This is a genomic window from Nostoc sp. NMS7 (assembly GCF_017115085.1).
GTDB lineage: Bacteria > Cyanobacteriota > Cyanobacteriia > Cyanobacteriales > Nostocaceae > Nostoc.
Genome location: NZ_JABXKJ010000270.1, coordinates 56,841 through 75,189 on the forward strand (window position 1 = coordinate 56,841; position 18,349 = coordinate 75,189).

The window sequence follows — 18,349 nt, forward strand, 5'->3', positions numbered from 1 at the left end:
TAGCTTGTCTTTCAATTCGGAGTTGGCGCAGTTTTTCTGACACTGGTGGGGGATTAAGCCTCTGTTCTTCCCATGGAAAATGCAGGTAAACTGGTTCCGGTTAGTGCTAACAAAATAAATGGATTGAGAAAGCTTGCTATTATCCCAGTTCCTACGCTAGCTCCAAATCCTAATGTTAGTAGTATTAGTACAGTTGTAAATGAGTCTTCAGCCAAATTTATAACCCAATCCACAGCCATAAACACAGCCATAAACACAGCTAAACCCACAGCCGTACCCACAGCCGCATCCACAGCCGTAACCACACCCATAGACAGATACAGCATTAAAGCCAAACCCACAGCCGTACCCACAGCCGCACTCACAGCTACAGCCACAGAGTCTCCTCGCTTTAGTGCGGAATAACCCATCCAAGACCCCGGCATAAGTGAGACAACAGACAACACCCAAAAATAGATGTAATAACCAATTTATTACCATCTGTTCCCCTGTATCAACTTTTGCTGCTAGCCAAGTAATCCTTCCTCCTTCCCGATTACGTCCCAATTCTCGTAAAACTTGATAGCCGTATTCGCTGAAATCTCGATAGCTCATAGTTCAAGGGCAACAAATATGGTATGTTCACATCTTGCAGCAGACGATTAAAATCGCGGCTAGCCGTAGCTTCCTTCCCGGAGGGTACAAAGCCTACCGACCCAAGCTAGAATATTTAGTCCGCGCAGGCGGACTTGGTTTGTGTAGCCGCGACTTCCAGTCGTTCGGCCTTGTTTTTGTAATACGCAAATACACTTAAGCTATCAGAGACACATCAATTAATCAATATATTTTTAACAATAGTTATTTAACTGTTTGTGAGGAAAAATAGAGATGGAGAAATAGAAAAAGCGATCGCCAACCCCAAATTTCTAACTCTTCAGCAGAAGCCGTAAAGCATACAGGCAAGCTATAATTCTCTTGCGGTGCAACGTAACAAAAATTTATGAGTAACCCCCTTGTGCAAGCCTTTTTCGTAGGCAGAGCGGTAGCTGAAGTAGTTAATGAGCGTTTAGAGGTCGCCTTGACCGATGCTTTGAGTGATCTGGGCAAATTTGATGCCGAAGCTAGAGAGCAGTTGCGCCAGTTTACAGAAGAAGTCCTGGAGCGGGCAAATCGGGCAGCAGAAGCAGCTAATGCTGGTCAATCTACCACAGGTAGTAGGCAAGCCAGTTCTGATTCAGGTGACTTGCAAGCAGATATTGATGAATTGCGAGCAGAAATTGCCCTGTTGCGAACAGAATTGCAACATTATCGCCGAACTTCTGCATAAATTTTGTCATTAGTCATTGGTCATTAGTCATTAGTAAAAAAAATATACGCAAATGACAAATGATACTTAAGAAAAAACAGTTTGGGAATCAGAGTGTCTTTTCTTCCAGGTGATTCGATCGCAAACCAACGGTACACAAAGCATATGGAACAAGGTTATTCAGAGAAAGCATACCGTTGGAATCGGGAAAACTACTCTAGCAGACGGCGTTTTGTGGACATTTGGTCTTTTGTCTTGACCTTAATGTTCAAGCTTTGGCTATACAACAAATCTTGGAGTTACGCGGGTGGAGTAACAGAAGTAAAGCAAGCCGCAAGACGCAAAAGTCAAGCTGTCTGGATTCGTAATACCCTGCTGGATTTAGGTCCAACCTTCATCAAAGTCGGGCAATTGTTTTCTACCCGTGCTGATATATTCCCTGGTGAATATGTAGAAGAACTAGCCAAATTACAAGACAAAGTACCGGCATTTAGCTATGAGCAAGTAGAAGCGACCATTGAGAAAGAACTAGGCAAGAAAATTCCTGAACTATTCCATAATTTTGAACCTATTCCCTTAGCTGCTGCTAGCTTAGGGCAAGTACACAAAGCTGTACTGCATAGTGGGGAATCAGTTGTGATCAAGGTGCAACGTCCTGGACTAAAGAAGTTATTTGAAATAGATTTACAAATTCTCAAGGGAATTACCCGCTACTTTCAAAACCATCCCAAATGGGGAAAAGGGCGAGATTGGTTAGGTATTTACGAAGAGTGTTGTCGCATTCTTTGGGAAGAAATTGATTATCTTAACGAAGGTCGTAACGCCGATACTTTTCGCCGCAACTTTCGCGGCTACGATTGGGTAAATGTTCCCAGAATATATTGGCGTTACGCCACGTCCAGAGTACTGACTTTGGAATATCTCCCTGGAATTAAAATTAGCCAATACGAAGCTTTAGAAGCAGCAGGTTTGGATCGAAAGGCGATCGCTCGTCAAGGCGCTCAAGCCTACTTGATACAGTTACTTAATAGTGGCTTTTTCCACGCCGATCCCCACCCAGGCAATATTGCCGTTAGTGCAAGTGGGGCTTTAATATTCTACGATTTTGGCATGATGGGACGGATTAAAGCCAATGTCCGCGAAGGATTAATGCAAACCCTGTTTGGGATTGCCCAAAAAGATGGCGATCGCGTTATTCAGTCTCTGATCGATTTAGGTGCGATCGCCCCAACGGATGACATGGGACCAGTGCGGCGTTCCGTCCAGTATATGCTGGATCATTTCATGGATAAGCCCTTTGAAAATCAATCCGTCGCCGCAATCAGTGACGATCTTTACGAAATAGCTTATAATCAGCCATTTAGATTTCCAGCAACTTTTACTTTTGTGATGCGAGCCTTTTCTACTCTCGAAGGGGTAGGCAAAGGTTTAGATCCAGAATTTAACTTTATGGAAGTTGCCAAACCATATGCAATGCAGCTTATGACCGATATGAATGGTTCTGAGGGGAATAGCTTTATTAACGAATTAAGTCGTCAAGCAGCTCAAGTAAGTAGTACTGCCTTTGGTCTACCACGTAGATTAGAGGATACGCTAGAAAAGCTTGAGCGAGGAGATATCCGCCTCCGCGTTCGTTCTATAGAAACTGAACGGCTGTTGCGGCGGCAGAGCAGTATTCAACTTTCAATAAGTTATGCTCTGTTAATCAGTGGTTTCACACTTTCAGCTACGATCTTAGTGGTTAGCAATCATGCATGGTGGGCACTAGTCCCTGGTTTAATTGCAGCAGGGCTTTCAGTGATCCTAATCCGACTACTTTTCCGCCTCGACCGTTACGATCGTATGTATTAATTGTTAGTTGCAAAAAAAATTTATGAAACTTAATTTCACGGGTTTTAGTGATCCGGGACTTATTCGTTCTAATAATCAGGATGCTTACTATATTGACCCAGATGGGCGATTTTTCGTTGTGGCCGATGGCATGGGTGGTCATGCGGGAGGTGAGGAGGCAAGTCGGATTGCCACTAAGGAAATTCAGGCGTATTTAGTGGCAAATTGGCAATCTTCTAAGTCTTCCCAAGAATTGTTAGAGCAAGCTTTGTGGGGTGCCAACCAAGCAATTTTGCACGATCAGCAAAATCATCCCGAACGCGCCGACATGGGTACAACGGTTGTAGCGGTAATTTTTCGCTCCCCAGAGTCGCCCTGGTGCGGTCATGTTGGCGATTCGCGCCTCTATCGCTTTCGAGAGTCGCAATTAGAACAGGTAACGGAAGACCACACTTGGGTAGCACGGGCAATCAAAATCGGTGACATCACCTTAGATGAAGCCCGGTTACATCCTTTTCGTCATGTATTATCTCGCTGTTTGGGGCGTGAAGACTTGCATCAGATTGATCTGCAACCACTGGATGTAAAAGTTGGCGATCGCTTGCTCTTATGTAGTGATGGTCTTACAGAAGAACTTGTGGAACAGAAGATTGCTAGCTGCCTCCAAGACATCCCTTGGGTTGATAAAGCCGCCATTTCTCTAGTTGAGGCTGCCAAAGAGCATGGAGGGCACGATAACATCACAGTTGTCATCGTCTCACTCGAAGAAAATAGTCATTAGTTATTAGTCATTTGTCACTTGTACTGAGCGAACGCGAACAGCGTCTGGTAGAGAAGCCGTTGGCGCAGCCTCTCGTAGAGAAGTATTTGTCATTTTCCATTGCTTATTGTCCAAGGACAAATGACTAATCCGGTAAATATACTCAGCAATTTGTTCAGCGTGAGCATTTTTCCTTTTTACAATTTGATACAAATACTTTTAGCATGCAAAGTGACCTAATGAGGCTAAATTTGCATAAATTGGTAAATTGACTTCTTGCACGTAATAAGGTAAAGCGGCTATAATTCACGCTTATTACCATTAATTCCCCAACCTGCTTAAAATTCCAACCCTGCCAAGTTTCCTCAAGATTGGGGGAGACAGCATATTAGCTTTTCTGTTTAAGAAAAACTATCCAGGGTTAAGGATAGCATCTGCTCTTCTCCTCAAAGAAGAGTTGTGCAAAGCAGCAAGGAGTCAAAGAGGTAGTTATACCTATCTGAGTCCAAATAGAGCCTATTTTCCGGAATATGGTTGCCTGACTTGGGTGGTATATCAGTAGGATTAGGTGCAAAATATCAGATCAGAAAAATTCCGCATTTCGGATGTGGGCAAACCTGTCAAACAATTGTTATCTTTCTTAATACGGAGGAACAAATGTTGGACAGTTACAAGTCCAACTCTTATCCCATTTGGACTTCTGTGAGCGATATCACCTTTACACGTTGTTTTTTCGGAGTTAAGTTATGAACCAACCAATGAAACTGTCCTTGGAGCAGCAATTCAGTATCTGCTCGTTTTCTACTCAGGTGCAAAATATGAGCCACGATCAAGCTAAAGACTTTTTGGTGAAGCTTTATGAGCAAATGGTAGTACGCGAGGCAACTTATCAAGAGCTTCTTAAGCACCAGTGGGGCTTAGATTCAGGTTCCACTATGGCATAGAGTCGTTCTGATGTCGCAGTGGACGACCTCCTTCTCTTGCTTGGTTCCAAAGAGGAAAAGAGCTGGGGCTGTCGGGGCGTCAACTTCGATAAATAATTCCACAAAAGCCGCGCAAAATTTCAATTACCGAAATTAACTAAGAATTAAGTAAACATTGCCTACGGCATATTTGCTGGAGTCTAGACCCAAGTTTAGATTTATCGGCTAAATTTATTGTTTGCTTTAGCCAAACTTCTTTTTGTTTCGTCTAGTCTGAGAATCACACCTGCGTAAATTTATACTCATCTAGAATATGTACACAGGAATAGCCAGAGAGAATTTAGATAGCACTGCTTTGGCAGCTAGTTATTTCGCTCTTTATACATATAACCGGAACTTACATATTTATATATATTTTGTTTATAAAAGTTTACATACTTGGAGTTGCCACATCAATCTTCCATCTCAAATATGTAACATTAGGAAATTATGCCTAGCTGCAAAGATCGTGTGGAGAATCTGTATCAATACCTTCCAGTTTTGCCAGAATTTGAGGCTTAATCTTTTCGTACTCGCTTTTGAGTAACCTTTTACTAAATTGCGGGTCGCCAGAGGACATCAATGTATTGCTGATTGCGACCCACTCTTGTAGTCGTTGGCGCTGGGCAGAAGCGATGCTGGAAAATAAGATATGGGTACAGTGATTTGGTGCTTCTCGTCCAAAGAACAACAGGCGGTAATAACCTGTATGCTGTAGTAACCGGACAATTTGTTGACCAAGACTGGTTTTGAGATCAAGGTAATAAGGTAACCATTTAGCGCCATGTTTGCGGTTGTAGATCACAGTAATCCATAGCAGCATGGGATGAGGAATAGAAATGAAAAGAAATTGGTTATAGCGGGTACAGAGTAAGCGCTTTTGAATTTCCTCTTGCGGTAGCATCACCCACAGAGCCGGTAAAACCTCCCCATTGGTATGAATGGGCTGGGGAAACACAATATCGGCAATTGGTTTATTTTCAGGCCATGAAATAGCCCTAGCTATTTCATCGTTTGACCCGGATGCGTGCAAATCGGCTTTTGTCTTTTGTTCAATAAGCTTAGGGCTAACTGTAATAGCAGGAACTAGGGCATGGCTGTCTTGCTTAAGCATGGGTGTATGCTCAGGCTTTTCTAGAGATGCTAAAACTCTGAGGATTTCAGCGATATTTTGGGGGCGATCGCGTGGTATTTTAGCTAGACAACTCATAACCAAATTTTCGATTTCTTTTGGTAGTTCTAATCCCGGCGCAATCTCAGCAAAAGAACGTGGTTTTTGATAATGATGTATTTTATACCACGCTCCAAAAGAGTGAGTTGATGCCATTAGTGGCATTTTGCCTGTGAGCATCTCAAACATCATCACGCCCAAACTATAAATATCAGAACGGTTGTCTAATTCTTTACCCTCCATCTGTTCGGGAGAAGAATAAGCCAATGTCCCCAAATAAAATTTTGTCTGGTCGCCATCTGAGTGTAATAACTTAGCAATACCAAAATCTAGAACCTTGACCAATTCTCCGAAACTGTGATCTTGAATCACCAGTATATTGCTTGGCTTGACATCACGATGGATAATTGGGCAAATTGTACCATCAACTGGGATACCATCATGAGCGCACTGTAACCCCAGGCTAAGTTGACGCGCCATGCTCAGGAATCTTGGTAAAGGCAGTCGTTGCTTGCGAATAATATTGTTCAGGCTTTGTCCTTGTAAATATTCCATCACGTAGAACGGCGTATTATTGTCATCTACGCCATAGTCCATAACTCGGACAATGTGGATGCTTTTTTGCCCTAGTAAAGCACAGGTTTTTGCTTCTCGCTCAAAGCGGTCTTGCAATCGCAGCTTTTCATTTTGGATTGACAGGGCAAGAAACTTAACGGCAACGGGTACACCTCCCAACAAAGTATCTTTAGCACGATAAACCTGACCCATTGCTCCAGTACCGATTAACTCCTGGAGTTGGTAGCGTTTGCTGAGTAAGCGACCAATGTTGGGGTCTGACATAGAGAATTTAAATCTAAAAGCAGATTGTAAGTGTTTGGGAGTAAAAGTGCATTCAAACTGATATCTGAATTATTGCGCCTATAAATGACTTTCTAGACTCGTACCGCCAGACAGAAATCGGAGGGGAAAGAGCTTATAGGATAAGCTTTTGTGTGATTTCCAATCGTTGCTCTGTTTCGGCGGTGCTGTACTAGATTTTTCAGTCCTCTAAAAGAGGATTTAAACCACGATCTGCCAGTTTGGAGCCGAGATGGTTATTACAACTGGTGCAACATCCTAAATCAAACAAGCAGAAAGAGTATATTTATCATGACGCTTTTTACCATTTTGCACTTTAATTGTGATCTAATTTTAGTTTGCCCAATTTTGACTAAATAAATAACTCTAATATCTAGCAAAAACCTTAATTAGGGAGTACCATACTCACGACCAAGTTCTTATAACTTGGTCGTGAGTACAGAGTTTTGCATATCAAATTTTTGATCGGAATATTTTCTATTAAACAATTAACTACTTAATCGAAGATTTTACCATCAGTGAAAACCGCGTTAGTTGCAGTTACAGCTAAACTAAATACTCCTAAAAATTCAAATTATTCATCTTTAACTTTAGATGAATCTTTAAGATTATTGAGTATATTTTGAGGCGAGTGTTGGCATTGCATATTTCGTTCTAATGTAACATTATTTTTACTTATAATACAATCCAAAAAAATATCAATAAAAAATTGTATTCAAAAATACAGTTTTTTAGTTCAAAACAAGATTCAGTAAGTCATTATTCCAGAGCGATCGCAGAACTTTTAGGTCTACTTAAATTAGATGAGCTTACGCTGCAACGGCATTAGAGACCATCAGCTGTTAGTTTTCTCTACTTTCTTGGAATCTCCTCTGAATGTAAAGTTTTATGTAGAAATTCAAAGTTTCTGCTATTTTTGCTATATTTACTTAGCTGAAAACAAACAAAATAAACTTTTATTTTTAGTCAAAACATTGTTTTTTAACTAAAAATAAAAGTCTACATCATCAAAAATTTTTTAGATTCCAAGCAATAAATAGTCTTTTACATCAGGATATTTAATCAATTACCTAGAGTAGTAAAATGCATATTTTACTTTAAAGTATAGACTTAGACGCTTATTATTTATAGAGAAAAATATTCCTTGCACAAAAGCTATTGATTGTTACACGCATATATGAAAGCTTTAATTGTTACGTGTCACTTCCCAACTGACAATAAAACTGATAAGCATGGATGGTTTAAACGCTTAGAATTATTTATCGATGCACTCAAGGATATTGCGGAGATCCACATCCTTTACTATCTTAGTGAGGGAGAAGGAAATTTTACCTTAGAAAAAACTGCTCAAATAGAAACAAATCTAAGCAGTAAATTAAATAAAAAGGTTAGTTTATCTCTTTGTCCTTATGTAGTGAGAGGTAATTTAGTAGGGAAATTAATAGATTTAATTTTGAATTCTTACGATCAACAAAGATTGTTTTCTAGCAGGAATTCGTTAGAAAGTAGATTTTTAAAAGAGAAGCTGGAAATAATAGAACCTGACATAATATTCTTTAGTAGGTTACTGTCAATTGTCCCAGCGTTAGGTACTAAATATAACTTTCCCGCTATTTTTTTTGATATTGATGATGTTTCCCACACTGATTATTACAAAAGGATATGGAAATATAAGCTACGTTACTTAGGTAATTTCTGGGAACATATTAAATCAGCTCCTCTTTTCTTTTTTCAGACTCTTCACAAACAATTACTACTTTCTCGTGCTGTTGGAATTTCAGACTTAACATTTGTTTGTTCTGAGATCGACCGTAAATATATTTCAGAAAAGTTTAATGGTTCTCAGGTTCAAACAGTACCAAACGCTGTGACTATCCCAACGGAAAAAAGTTCGCTTCCTAGCAATTCAAATTTGCTGTATTTAGGAAATTATGACCAATCGCCTAATAATGTTATTGGTGCTAATTTCTTAATAGAGAATATTTGGCCGCTGATTTATCAGCAGCAGCCAGAAGCACGTTTAATTATTGCTGGCAAGAGTCCAGAGAATATTCGTACTTATAGTGATAATATTCCTGGAGTTGAATTTACAGGCTTTGTCCCAGATATAAATGCTCTTTATGACCAAACTCGCGTGGTTTGTTGCCCCATCTTATCTGGAGGTGGGACTCGACTTAAAATAATTGAAGCAGCCGCCTATGGAAAAGCAATTGTTTCCACTAGTGTTGGAGCAGAAGGACTAGAAATTATCGACGGCAAAGAATATATGCTTCGAGATCAGCCTGAAGATTTTGCCCAAGCTTGCTTAGAATTATTTAAAAATGATTTTCTTTGCGAACAGCTAGGAAATCAAGCTCGTGCTGCTGCTATAAAACATTACGATCGCAACTGTATAATTAATCTTATACAAAAAGATTTTCAGCAGTTATAAATTGATATTGCCATAATTATTGCTTAAGCAGGTTTTTTACTTTCAGCCTCATTCTAACTATCTAAAGATGGATTAATTTTTGATATAACTGTGATGTTACTAATTTGGAGTTTTTCGTTTTTTATGTAGGTTAGGATACATATCAAAACTTGATTTATTACCAATCACATAGTATTGAATTCGCCGCTCAACAACATTTTTAAATCGAGAAGTAAAATCATAAAAAAAGCCGGGATTTTTCCTTATTTCTGTCAATGCTGTTAACCATTTTCCTTGTTTTATCGGTTCTACAACTTGAAGGTAAGCTAGGTTTTTCTTCGAGACTTTAAGATTATAATATAGAGCGCGGATTAAATCGGGATTTGTTTTCACAGCCTCTTGTTGCATGAAATAATTAGTAGCTTTGCAGTATTGATTTAGACGTGCTAATTGGCTTTGATGTACAAGAGAACCAGGGCGTGAACGGTAGAAATAATAGGGTTTTGGTTCAATAAAAAAGCGAGATCCTTTGATTAAGCATTTCATATCAATCCAAAAATCTTGACCCATCCTGATTTCTTCATCGTACTCAATGCCATGTTTAAGCAAAAATTCTCGTTTGAATATAGGCTTGCTTAAACCAAGATGCAATCCCCGTTGCCTATAGACATCAGTTCTCACAAAATAAACGATATCAATTTGGAGAATTTTCTCTATATGTTCTCCACTTTCTTGAATCAATGTACTCCAAGGAGATTTTGCACCATCTCTAATTAAATGAAGATCGTCAGCAATCATATCTGCATTTTTTTGCTCTGCCAGTAATACAAGCTTTTCTAATCTTTCAGGAGCATACCAGTCATCTGAATCAAGAACAGCAATCCATTCTCCTTGGGCTGCTTTGAGGGCACGATTACGCGCAGCAGAAACGCCAAGGTTTTGTTGATTAACTATGACTTTGAGACGTTCGTCAGTAAAACTTTTAGCGACTTCTACAGTTTTATCACTTGAACCATCATCGACTATGATAACTTCAATATCAGTAAGCGTTTGCTCTAAGGCTGACTCTATTGCTTTAGCAATATAAGCTTCAGTATTATAAGCAGGGATAATGACTGAGACTTTAGGATTCACAAAACTAAACTCCTGACTACACGGTTAGATAAAAATGCTAAAATTGCGAATAATAAGAAAGAAAATTCCTTTTTTAATATACAGCAGATAGATGTGAATTATTCCAGGTTTGTAGTGAGCGGCTTTAGCCCTATTCTGATAGTATAATTGCCTTGCTCAATCTCTAAAAGCTTATACAATTTGCTTTTGATCGATTTTAAATGGTTGCTTTATGTTTGGCGTGATGTACTAGCTATTTCCTGCCCTTAGCTTGATTGCCGCTCAAGGCTAGCTTCCATTGTGTTAGTTAAAAAATGACCAGCCAAGACACCACTACTGAGGTAGTATGTATCTTGCGAAATTCGGTGTAGGGTTTCAAACCCACTACGACGCTGACGATCGCCTAGTACCTGGTAATGCTGCACAATAGTATCTAGACCAATCCAGCCTTCGCCTTCAACCTGCCCCAAAAGATTATGTTGGAGTAAAAAAGTATACTGACGTTCTCCATCATGCAACCGCCCCTTGTATTGCAAAGAGATTTCCGAGCGATCGCTACCAGGAAATATTAGTTTTGTGGCCATAGTGAACCAGTTATCTCGATTCCAAGCTATTAAGGTCATACCCTTGACGGTGATTGGCATCCCATTACGTTCCAGCCAATTTCCTTGTATTGCCCAGCGTCCTGGTTCCAATAAAAAAGTATGAGCCACCTTTTATATTCCCTGCCTTGATCAGAGTGCCGCCAAGACTACAGTTATAGCAGTACTGAGTAATGAAGTGAAGAATGAACCGCGATCGCGTTGAAGAAATTTTTTGATCTTATTTGTTTTTCCTGTTTCAGGACTCATTACTCAGGACTCACTACTCAATACTGACCTTGGTAAATTTCTCCTAAAAGCACTTCTTGAGGTGCCCCAGTCGCAGTAGGTAGGTTGCCAGGAATACCCAAATTCCGCCAGTAGGCTAAAACCGCGAAGGCGATCGCTTCTTTAAAATCTGCGCTCAAGCCGACTTCATCTGTAGTCCAGACTGGTATTGATGTCAACAACAACTGTAATCTTTGTTTCAAATAGAGATTGCGACTACCACCGCCACATAATAATAGTCGTTGGGGCATTGACGGCAAAAAAGTGCGGTAACTATGAACAATTGAAGCAGCTGTAAGTTCGGTGAGAGTTGCCAATACGTCGGCAGGATTAAGTTGGTATGCTTGGGCATCTTTTAAACACTGATGCATATAAGTCACACCAAATAACTCTCGACCAGTGGATTTGGGCGGCGGTAGATGAAAGTAGTCTTGGTTAAGCCATTGTTCTACCAAGGGATGGCAAGGAGTACCACTCGCTGCCCAATTGCCATCTTCATCGTAAGTTTTAGCACCAGCGCTTAAATGCTCCACCGCTAGATCCAATAGACTATTTCCTGGGCCAGTATCCCAAGCGCGAATTTTTGCAAGCCAGTCGCCATGCCGAGGCGGAATATAAGCAACATTACCAATACCACCAATGTTTTGAATACAACGCCCCTCCTGGGGATGACTGAGTAAATAGGCATCTACTCTCGGCACGAGAGGCGCACCATGACCACCAATAGCGATATCAGCAACGCGGAAGTTGCTCACAGTTGCAATACCCGTAAGATGGGCAATTAATGCACCGCGCCCTAGTTGCAGACTATAACCTAGTGGGGAGTGGGGAGTGGTTTTCTTCCCCATTCCCCTATCCGCAGGTGGTCGATGATAAACCGTCTGACCGTGGGAGCCAATGAGAGTGGCTGGCTGATGAGCAATTTGAATATTTTGGGCGGCTTGGGCAAACACAATGGCGATCGCATCATCTATTTCTGCCAATTCTGCCATTGAGATCGCAACGCCTGCACCAACTGCCAATATTCTTTCTCTGAGTTCGGCTGGATAGGGATATGTTACCCCAGCTAGCAACTCAACTTTCAAATCCAATTCTGTACCGGAAATCTCTACCAAGGCGGCGTCTATGCCATCTACGGATGTGCCACTAATTAAACCGATAACGCGAGTAAAGACAGCAGCTGTTTCAGTCGGATGCATTTATGCACCTTTTATAAAAAAAAGTTTGTTTACAATTTAGCACTGATAACTTTGCGCTTTCTATATAAAGCGATTGACATTAGAGAACATAATATCAGTAATTTTCCTCTAAATGAAATTCAATAAATTACATTTTTCTCTGCGCGGAGTCAAATCGCAAAAGTAGTAATTATTCTGATGTTGAAATCTCGCAGCACCTCGGACAATGAGTGTTGAACGAGAAAAATTTTAAATCCGAGAAGAATTGCCAAATGAAAAGTCTTTTAATTAAGTCCGCGATCGCTTCTGGTGTCGTTTTGTCCTTGGCTACTTTTACCCGTCCTGTAATGGCTACGTCTTTTACGGTATCAATCGAAAACGCAGGCGTACAAAATGCACAATCATCAAATCTTGTGAATGCTCATGTACAAACTTTTGATGCACAAACAACAGGTTACAGTACAGCAGGTTTTCAATCGAATGATGGAACGACAAATGTTGGTAGCTATAAGACTACTCTGATCCAGAATGCAGACCAATATGGTGGTGCTGGTGGAACAGGCAAATATTTTGATGTAAACGCCAACATATCTGGTCAAACGGTTTCCACCCTAAATTTGGCAACCGCACAAAGTTACTTTGGACTTTGGTGGTCTGCAGGAGACGCTAATAACGTACTGACATTTCTTTCACAAAATAAGGTTGTACAAACTATAACTACTGCCGATGTGGTTAGTTATATCGGAAAGCTAGCAAATAAAGCCAGCTATTACGGTAATCCTAATTCGACAAATCAAAATACTGGAGAACCCTATGCGTTCATCAACTTCTATGATGTTGCCGGAACTTTTGATCAGGTTCAATTCAGCAATATTGGCGGAACTGGTTTTGAATCAGATAATCACACAGTTGCCACTAGCTACAAGAGTATCACCGGTAATGTAGTTACCAAAGCAGTTCCTGAGTCTTCTTCTCTATTAGGAGTTCTTGTGATTGGTTTTGTGGGTGCTAGTTCAGTTATGACTCGTCGAGTTAACAAAAAGCCAGTTTTGCAATTGTCATAAGTGGATGCCTAAGCCAGGAAGTCACCTTCCTGACTTGGTGTTGACAAACTGTGCCTGAAAGGTTATAATGTTAGGTTTTATCAATGATTTGGTAAGATTCTTCTGATTTTCTCTACACTCTAACCCCAGGCTTCACGTTCGCGTAGTGTGCCGTAGACGGGATTTTAAAACTTTCGACGACAATTCAACATTAAATACAACTTAGGGCGAGCTTACTGACGGTAGGTTCGCCCTAATCCTTATGATCACCCTTCTCCTACACGCAAAGCATGGCAAGCTTTCAGAGTAGGAATGCGTCTAAGGCAGTCTTGCTGGAAGAAAGAAAAGTAGTTAAGAAACTCTTAAAAAATTCTCAAAGAAGAAATAAGTAAGTGGGCAAGAATAAATCAAACTATGTTACGCAATATAAAATTAATTAAATTGGCTCGTAGTCAGGGCTTCAGCGCTATTTTCCGGGATAAAGCCCTGACTACTAACCTTTAATTATTCACACCCACTTACTTAAAAGGAAACAGCTTACAGAAAACCCACATCTGAAGAATCGATATGATAGAAAAGTAAATAAAATTTAAAAAATATTTATCAAATGGTGGTTCAATCATCTGGCTTGTCCAAGGTCAAAGACTCGTTAACACAAAAAATCTTCTTGGGTAATGAACCTAATGCAGAGTTAATTGCAATTCTCACGGTTTACTTTGTCCAAGGAATTTTAGGGTTATCGCGTCTAGCTGTTAGCTTTTTCCTCAAAGATGAACTGCTACTGAGTCCAGTTCAAGTGTCGGCGCTATTGGGAATTGTCTTTCTACCTTGGATGATCAAGCCGGTGTTTGGTTTTATCTCTGATGGCTTGCCGATATTTGGCTATCGTCGGCGTCCTTACTTGATTTTATCCGGGATACTGGGATCTGTTTCTTGGGTAAGTCTGGCGACAATAGTTCATACCAACTGGGCAGCGACGTTAGCGATCGCCCTTAGTTCTCTCTCTGTCGCCATGAGTGATGTTATAGTTGACTCGCTGGTTGTGGAACGAGCTAGAGGCGAATCACAAGCGAAAGCAGGTTCACTACAATCTCTGTGCTGGGGTGCTGCTGCGATCGGAGGTTTAATAACAGCATACTTTAGCGGTCTGCTGCTGCAATACTTTACTACCCGTACTGTCTTTGGGATTACCGCCTTATTCCCTTTGATCGTTTCAGGGGTAGCTTGGTTAATTGCTGAGTCGCCCGTTAGCAAAGATGCTCAAGATAGTAATCACACTAACTCTTTACCAATCAAACATCAACTGGGGCAGCTACGCCAAGCGATTACCCAAAAATCAATTTGGCTACCAACGGCATTTATTTTCATCTGGCAAGCTACGCCAAATGCAGACTCAGCCTTTTTCTACTTCTCTACCAACGAACTACACTTTCAACCAGAATTTTTGGGGCGGGTGCATTTGGTAACAAGTTTCGCTTCTTTAGCAGGTGTTTGGATTTTTCAACGTTACCTCAAAAGCATCCCTTTTCGCGTGATTTTTGCTTGGAGTACTGTCCTTTCCTCAATTTTGGGGATGACGATGCTGTTGTTAGTGACTCACACAAACAGGCTATTAAATATAGATGACCACTGGTTTAGTTTGGGTGATAGTCTTATTCTCTCTGTAATGGGCAAAATTGCCTTTATGCAAGTGATGGTGTTAGCAGCAAGGCTTTGTCCCTCTGGTGTGGAAGCGACATTATTTGCTTTGTTAATGTCGGTGTTTAATTCAGCAGCAACGGTTTCCCATGCATTGGGGGCATTAATCACCTATTGGCTGGGGATCACTGCAACGAACTTTGAGTCACTTTGGCTATTGGTGGTAATTACTAACCTCAGTACGCTGTTACCCCTACCATTCATCAAGTGGCTACCTGCTGCTGAGGAGCAAACTGAGACACCCAAAGATGGAGAACAACCGTTTTTGCCTGATTTGATGTCTGAATTGGTACTGAGAGAATCAGAGTCAAAAATCGTTGAATAGTCTAATAAATATTACGCAAAATTGAGCAAGTGCGGTCTTCTGCCAAGGGAAAGGAGACGCTAGCAAAGTCGTAAAGAAATTTTTTTCTAGCGGCTAGATATTTTCGTGCAAAGTAATGCAAAGTAACAGTAAAAAACAAAGTACATGCAGAGTTTTAAAAGTCAAGAAAGCCCAGTTACAGAAAAATCCTATACTCGTGGAGACTGGCAAGGAGGATATCAATCTCTGACGCAAGAGTTTGATTATTGGATTGATGATATAGAAGGAGAAATTCCCAGAGAATTACAAGGTACGCTGTTTAGAAATGGCCCCGGTTTGTTGGATGTGAATGGGCAACTTCTTCATCACCCATTTGATGGGGATGGGATAATTAGCAAAATTACCTTTACTAACGGCCGCGCTCATTTTCGCAACCGCTTTGTCCGCACAACTGGCTATTTGGCAGAGCAAAAGGCGGGGAAAATTCTCTATCGCGGTACTTTTGGGACTCAAAAACCCGGCGGTTGGCTAGCTAATATCTTTGACTTCAGACTCAAAAATATCGCCAATACAAATGTTATCTATTGGGGTGGTAAACTGCTAGCACTGTGGGAAGGATCTGAAGCATATCGCCTCGATCCCTATACTCTTGAAACCTTGGGTAATGAATATTTTAATGGTGCTTTGTCAGCAGGTGAAGCTTTCGCTGCACATCCCCGCTTGGAAAAGAATTGTGATCAAGATGGCGGCGCACCTTGCCTAGTAAATTTCTCGATTAAGCCGGGATTATCTACCAGAATTACTATTTTTGAGCTAAACCCAGCAGGTGAAATTGTCAGACAGCACGCTTATAAGGTTCCAGGTTTCTCTTTCATCCACGATTTTGTCATTACTCGCAATTACTGTATCTTCTTTCAAAATCCTGTCACCTTTAATCCTATACCTTTCGCCTTGGGAATACGTGCGGCGGGAGAATGTATCAAATTTCAGCCAAATCAGCCAACTCAAATTTTAATTATTCCCCGCTTCCCCAAAGAAGGGCAAGAAAAGATAAAAATTCTGGAAACTCAGTCGGGTTTCGTCTTCCATCATGTCAATGCTTTTGAGGTAGGAGAGGAAGTTTTGGTTGACTCCATTTGCTACCAAGATTTATCAAAAATCGAACCTAAAAGCGATTTTCGACAAGTTGATTTTGAGGCGCTCTCACCTGGGCAACTCTGGCGATTTTATTTGAATCTAAAGGATGGGACAGTACGGCGGGAATTGATTGATGGCCGTTGTTGTGAATTTCCCAGCATACATCCGGCGAATGTGGGACACCCTTATCGATATCTATATATAGCTGCGGCTCATGCAGAAACTGGTAATGCTCCCTTACAAGCATTGTTAAAAATTGATTTAAAGTCTGGTGAAAGACAACTTTGGAGTGCTGCACCCCGTGGTTTTGTGGGTGAGCCGATTTTTGTGCCGCGTCCAGGTTCCGAAAAGGAACATGATGGTTGGGTATTAGCTTTGGTTTATGATGCTGCTCATCACCGCTCAGATTTGGTAATTTTGGATGCTAGTGATTTCTCTAAAGGAGTGATGGCGCGGCTACATCTCAAGCATCATATCCCCTACGGTCTGCATGGGAGCTTTACTTGTGACGTTTTTGGAGAAATTTGATCCCCTCTTTAGGTGAAACCATTTTTTCGCTGGAAATGATGTGCAAATCGATATTTTTGAGCAAGCGGACTAATTTTTGCGTCAAAGATCCTTTGAGGAGCATTTGCCAGCGCGATCGCTGACTTTCACCAATTACAATTTGGGTGATCCGATATTTTTCGGCGACTTCAGCGATCGCATTGGCGACGTTACTGTTGGTAACATGAAGAAAAGTACCTTCAAATTCTTTACAAAGTTTCTCACAAGTGTCAATATGTAGGCTTTCCCCTTTGCTGAGGAAGCGTTCTGGATTGGCAACGAACAAGCAATAAAGTGGGGCGCTCATATAATTAGCCAACCTCGCACCCCGACGTAACAGCTGCACTGAGTTGGGATAAGTGGATATACATACCAAAACCCGCTCGTGAATATTACAGGATTGGCTGTTACGGATAGTGGCGATCGCATCTTCTTCCACGTTGTCTGCTACTTCGCGCAAAGCCAACTCCCGCAAAGCAATCAGGTTACGGCGGTGGAAAAAATTATCCAGGGATTGTTGGATTTTGTCGGGTGCATAAATCTTCCCTTCTAATAACCGTTCTTGTAGCGTTTCCGGTGTGACATCTACTAATACTATTTCATCTGCATCATCCAGAATCCTGTCAGGAACTCGCTCACGAACTACTACACCTGTAATTCGGGCTACTAGGTCATTGAGACTTTCCAAATGTTGCACATTCATTGTGGAGTAGACATCAATACCTGCTGCCAAAACTACTTCTACATCTTCATAGCGTTTTTCGTGTGGTGAACCAGGGACATTAGTATGGGCAAGTTCATCGATTAAGACTAATTGGGGCGATCGCTTTAAAATAGCATCTGTATCCATATCCGTTAGCATCAACCTATCTTGAAGATATTGCTTGCGGGGTAAAATCTCCAGTCCCTTTGCCTTCTCAGCTGTGTCCTTGCGTCCGTGGGTTTCCAAAAGCCCAACGACGACATGAATTCCTTCATGTTTGAGTGCATGTCCCTCTTCCAGCATCCGGTAAGTTTTGCCTACTCCAGGAGCCATGCCAATAAAGATTTTATGCTTGCCCCGTCGTCGTGGCGGATAAAGCGAGTAACTTGCAGAATTTAAAGGAGTGCCAGCCGAACCAGTATTAGTATTATCTGACATTAGACCTACCTTGAAAATAGGGAATGGGGAGTAGGGAAAAGAAA

The 18,349-nt window shown here is 41.1% G+C and carries 14 protein-coding genes; 8 read left to right on the plus strand and 6 right to left on the minus strand.

The genetic code is table 11. From position 1 onward, the window contains the following. Nucleotides 1-53: 53 nt before the first annotated feature. Nucleotides 54-425 carry a hypothetical protein gene (locus tag HWQ38_RS39975; RefSeq protein ID WP_292806047.1) on the minus strand — a complete coding sequence of 124 codons (372 nt, stop codon included), beginning with the start codon at nt 423-425 and terminating at the stop codon, nt 54-56. Between the two features lie 554 nt (nt 426-979). Here HWQ38_RS39975 and HWQ38_RS39980 point away from each other — a divergent pair. The 4 genes from HWQ38_RS39980 (at nt 980) to HWQ38_RS39995 (ending at nt 4,819) form a co-directional block, all read left to right on the plus strand. Next, entirely contained in the window at nt 980-1,306 is a 327-nt protein-coding gene (locus HWQ38_RS39980) for a DUF6825 family protein (protein ID WP_292806050.1), read from the plus strand. Between the two features lie 144 nt (nt 1,307-1,450). After that, the gene (locus HWQ38_RS39985; protein ID WP_292806185.1) at nt 1,451-3,136 is read left to right on the plus strand and encodes an AarF/ABC1/UbiB kinase family protein; all 1,686 of its coding nucleotides are present in this window, start codon (nt 1,451-1,453) and stop codon (nt 3,134-3,136) included. Nucleotides 3,137-3,158: 22 nt separating this feature from the next. Next, a complete protein-coding gene (locus HWQ38_RS39990) occupies nt 3,159-3,896 on the plus strand; it encodes a PP2C family serine/threonine-protein phosphatase (RefSeq protein ID WP_292806053.1) in 738 nt (245 codons plus the stop codon). Nucleotides 3,897-4,621: 725 nt separating this feature from the next. After that, the gene (locus HWQ38_RS39995) at nt 4,622-4,819 is read left to right on the plus strand and encodes an NblA/ycf18 family protein (RefSeq protein ID WP_104908243.1); all 198 of its coding nucleotides are present in this window, start codon (nt 4,622-4,624) and stop codon (nt 4,817-4,819) included. A 472-nt stretch (nt 4,820-5,291) separates the two neighbouring features. On the opposite strand, the gene HWQ38_RS40000 is transcribed toward HWQ38_RS39995, so the two are convergent. After that, nucleotides 5,292-6,848: a serine/threonine-protein kinase gene (locus HWQ38_RS40000; RefSeq protein ID WP_292806056.1), complete on the minus strand. Its 1,557-nt coding sequence runs from the start codon at nt 6,846-6,848 to the stop codon at nt 5,292-5,294. Nucleotides 6,849-8,043: 1,195 nt separating this feature from the next. On the opposite strand from HWQ38_RS40000, the gene HWQ38_RS40005 reads away from it, so the two are divergent. Further along, on the plus strand, nt 8,044-9,297 hold the full coding sequence (locus HWQ38_RS40005; protein ID WP_292806059.1) for a glycosyltransferase: 1,254 nt from the start codon (nt 8,044-8,046) through the stop codon (nt 9,295-9,297). A 99-nt stretch (nt 9,298-9,396) separates the two neighbouring features. Here HWQ38_RS40005 and HWQ38_RS40010 read toward each other — a convergent pair whose 3' ends face one another. From HWQ38_RS40010 to HWQ38_RS40020, 3 genes are all read right to left on the minus strand, one after another. Further along, complete coding sequence (locus HWQ38_RS40010; RefSeq protein WP_292806062.1) at nt 9,397-10,410, minus strand: glycosyltransferase family 2 protein; 1,014 nt, start codon at nt 10,408-10,410, stop codon at nt 9,397-9,399. A gap of 245 nt (nt 10,411-10,655) precedes the next feature. Further along, entirely contained in the window at nt 10,656-11,102 is a 447-nt protein-coding gene (locus HWQ38_RS40015) for a hypothetical protein (protein WP_292806065.1), read from the minus strand. A gap of 155 nt (nt 11,103-11,257) precedes the next feature. Next, nucleotides 11,258-12,457, minus strand: coding sequence for an anhydro-N-acetylmuramic acid kinase (locus tag HWQ38_RS40020; RefSeq protein WP_292806068.1), 1,200 nt, complete (start codon nt 12,455-12,457; stop codon nt 11,258-11,260). Between the two features lie 251 nt (nt 12,458-12,708). Here HWQ38_RS40020 and HWQ38_RS40025 point away from each other — a divergent pair, with 251 nt between their 5' ends. The 3 genes from HWQ38_RS40025 to HWQ38_RS40035 all read left to right on the plus strand — a co-directional run bounded on the left by HWQ38_RS40025 (nt 12,709) and on the right by HWQ38_RS40035 (nt 17,146). After that, nucleotides 12,709-13,500 carry a hypothetical protein gene (locus tag HWQ38_RS40025; RefSeq protein ID WP_292806071.1) on the plus strand — a complete coding sequence of 264 codons (792 nt, stop codon included), beginning with the start codon at nt 12,709-12,711 and terminating at the stop codon, nt 13,498-13,500. 586 nt (nt 13,501-14,086) lie between these two features. Further along, entirely contained in the window at nt 14,087-15,502 is a 1,416-nt protein-coding gene (locus tag HWQ38_RS40030; RefSeq protein ID WP_292806074.1) for a folate/biopterin family MFS transporter, read from the plus strand. A 144-nt stretch (nt 15,503-15,646) separates the two neighbouring features. Then, nucleotides 15,647-17,146: a carotenoid oxygenase family protein gene (locus tag HWQ38_RS40035; protein ID WP_292806077.1), complete on the plus strand. Its 1,500-nt coding sequence runs from the start codon at nt 15,647-15,649 to the stop codon at nt 17,144-17,146. Here the strand turns inward: HWQ38_RS40035 and HWQ38_RS40040 are convergent. Then, entirely contained in the window at nt 17,118-18,305 is a 1,188-nt protein-coding gene (locus HWQ38_RS40040; protein WP_292806080.1) for a universal stress protein, read from the minus strand. The two genes, HWQ38_RS40035 and HWQ38_RS40040, sit on opposite strands and share 29 nt — an antisense overlap. Between the last annotated feature and the right edge of the window lie 44 nt (nt 18,306-18,349).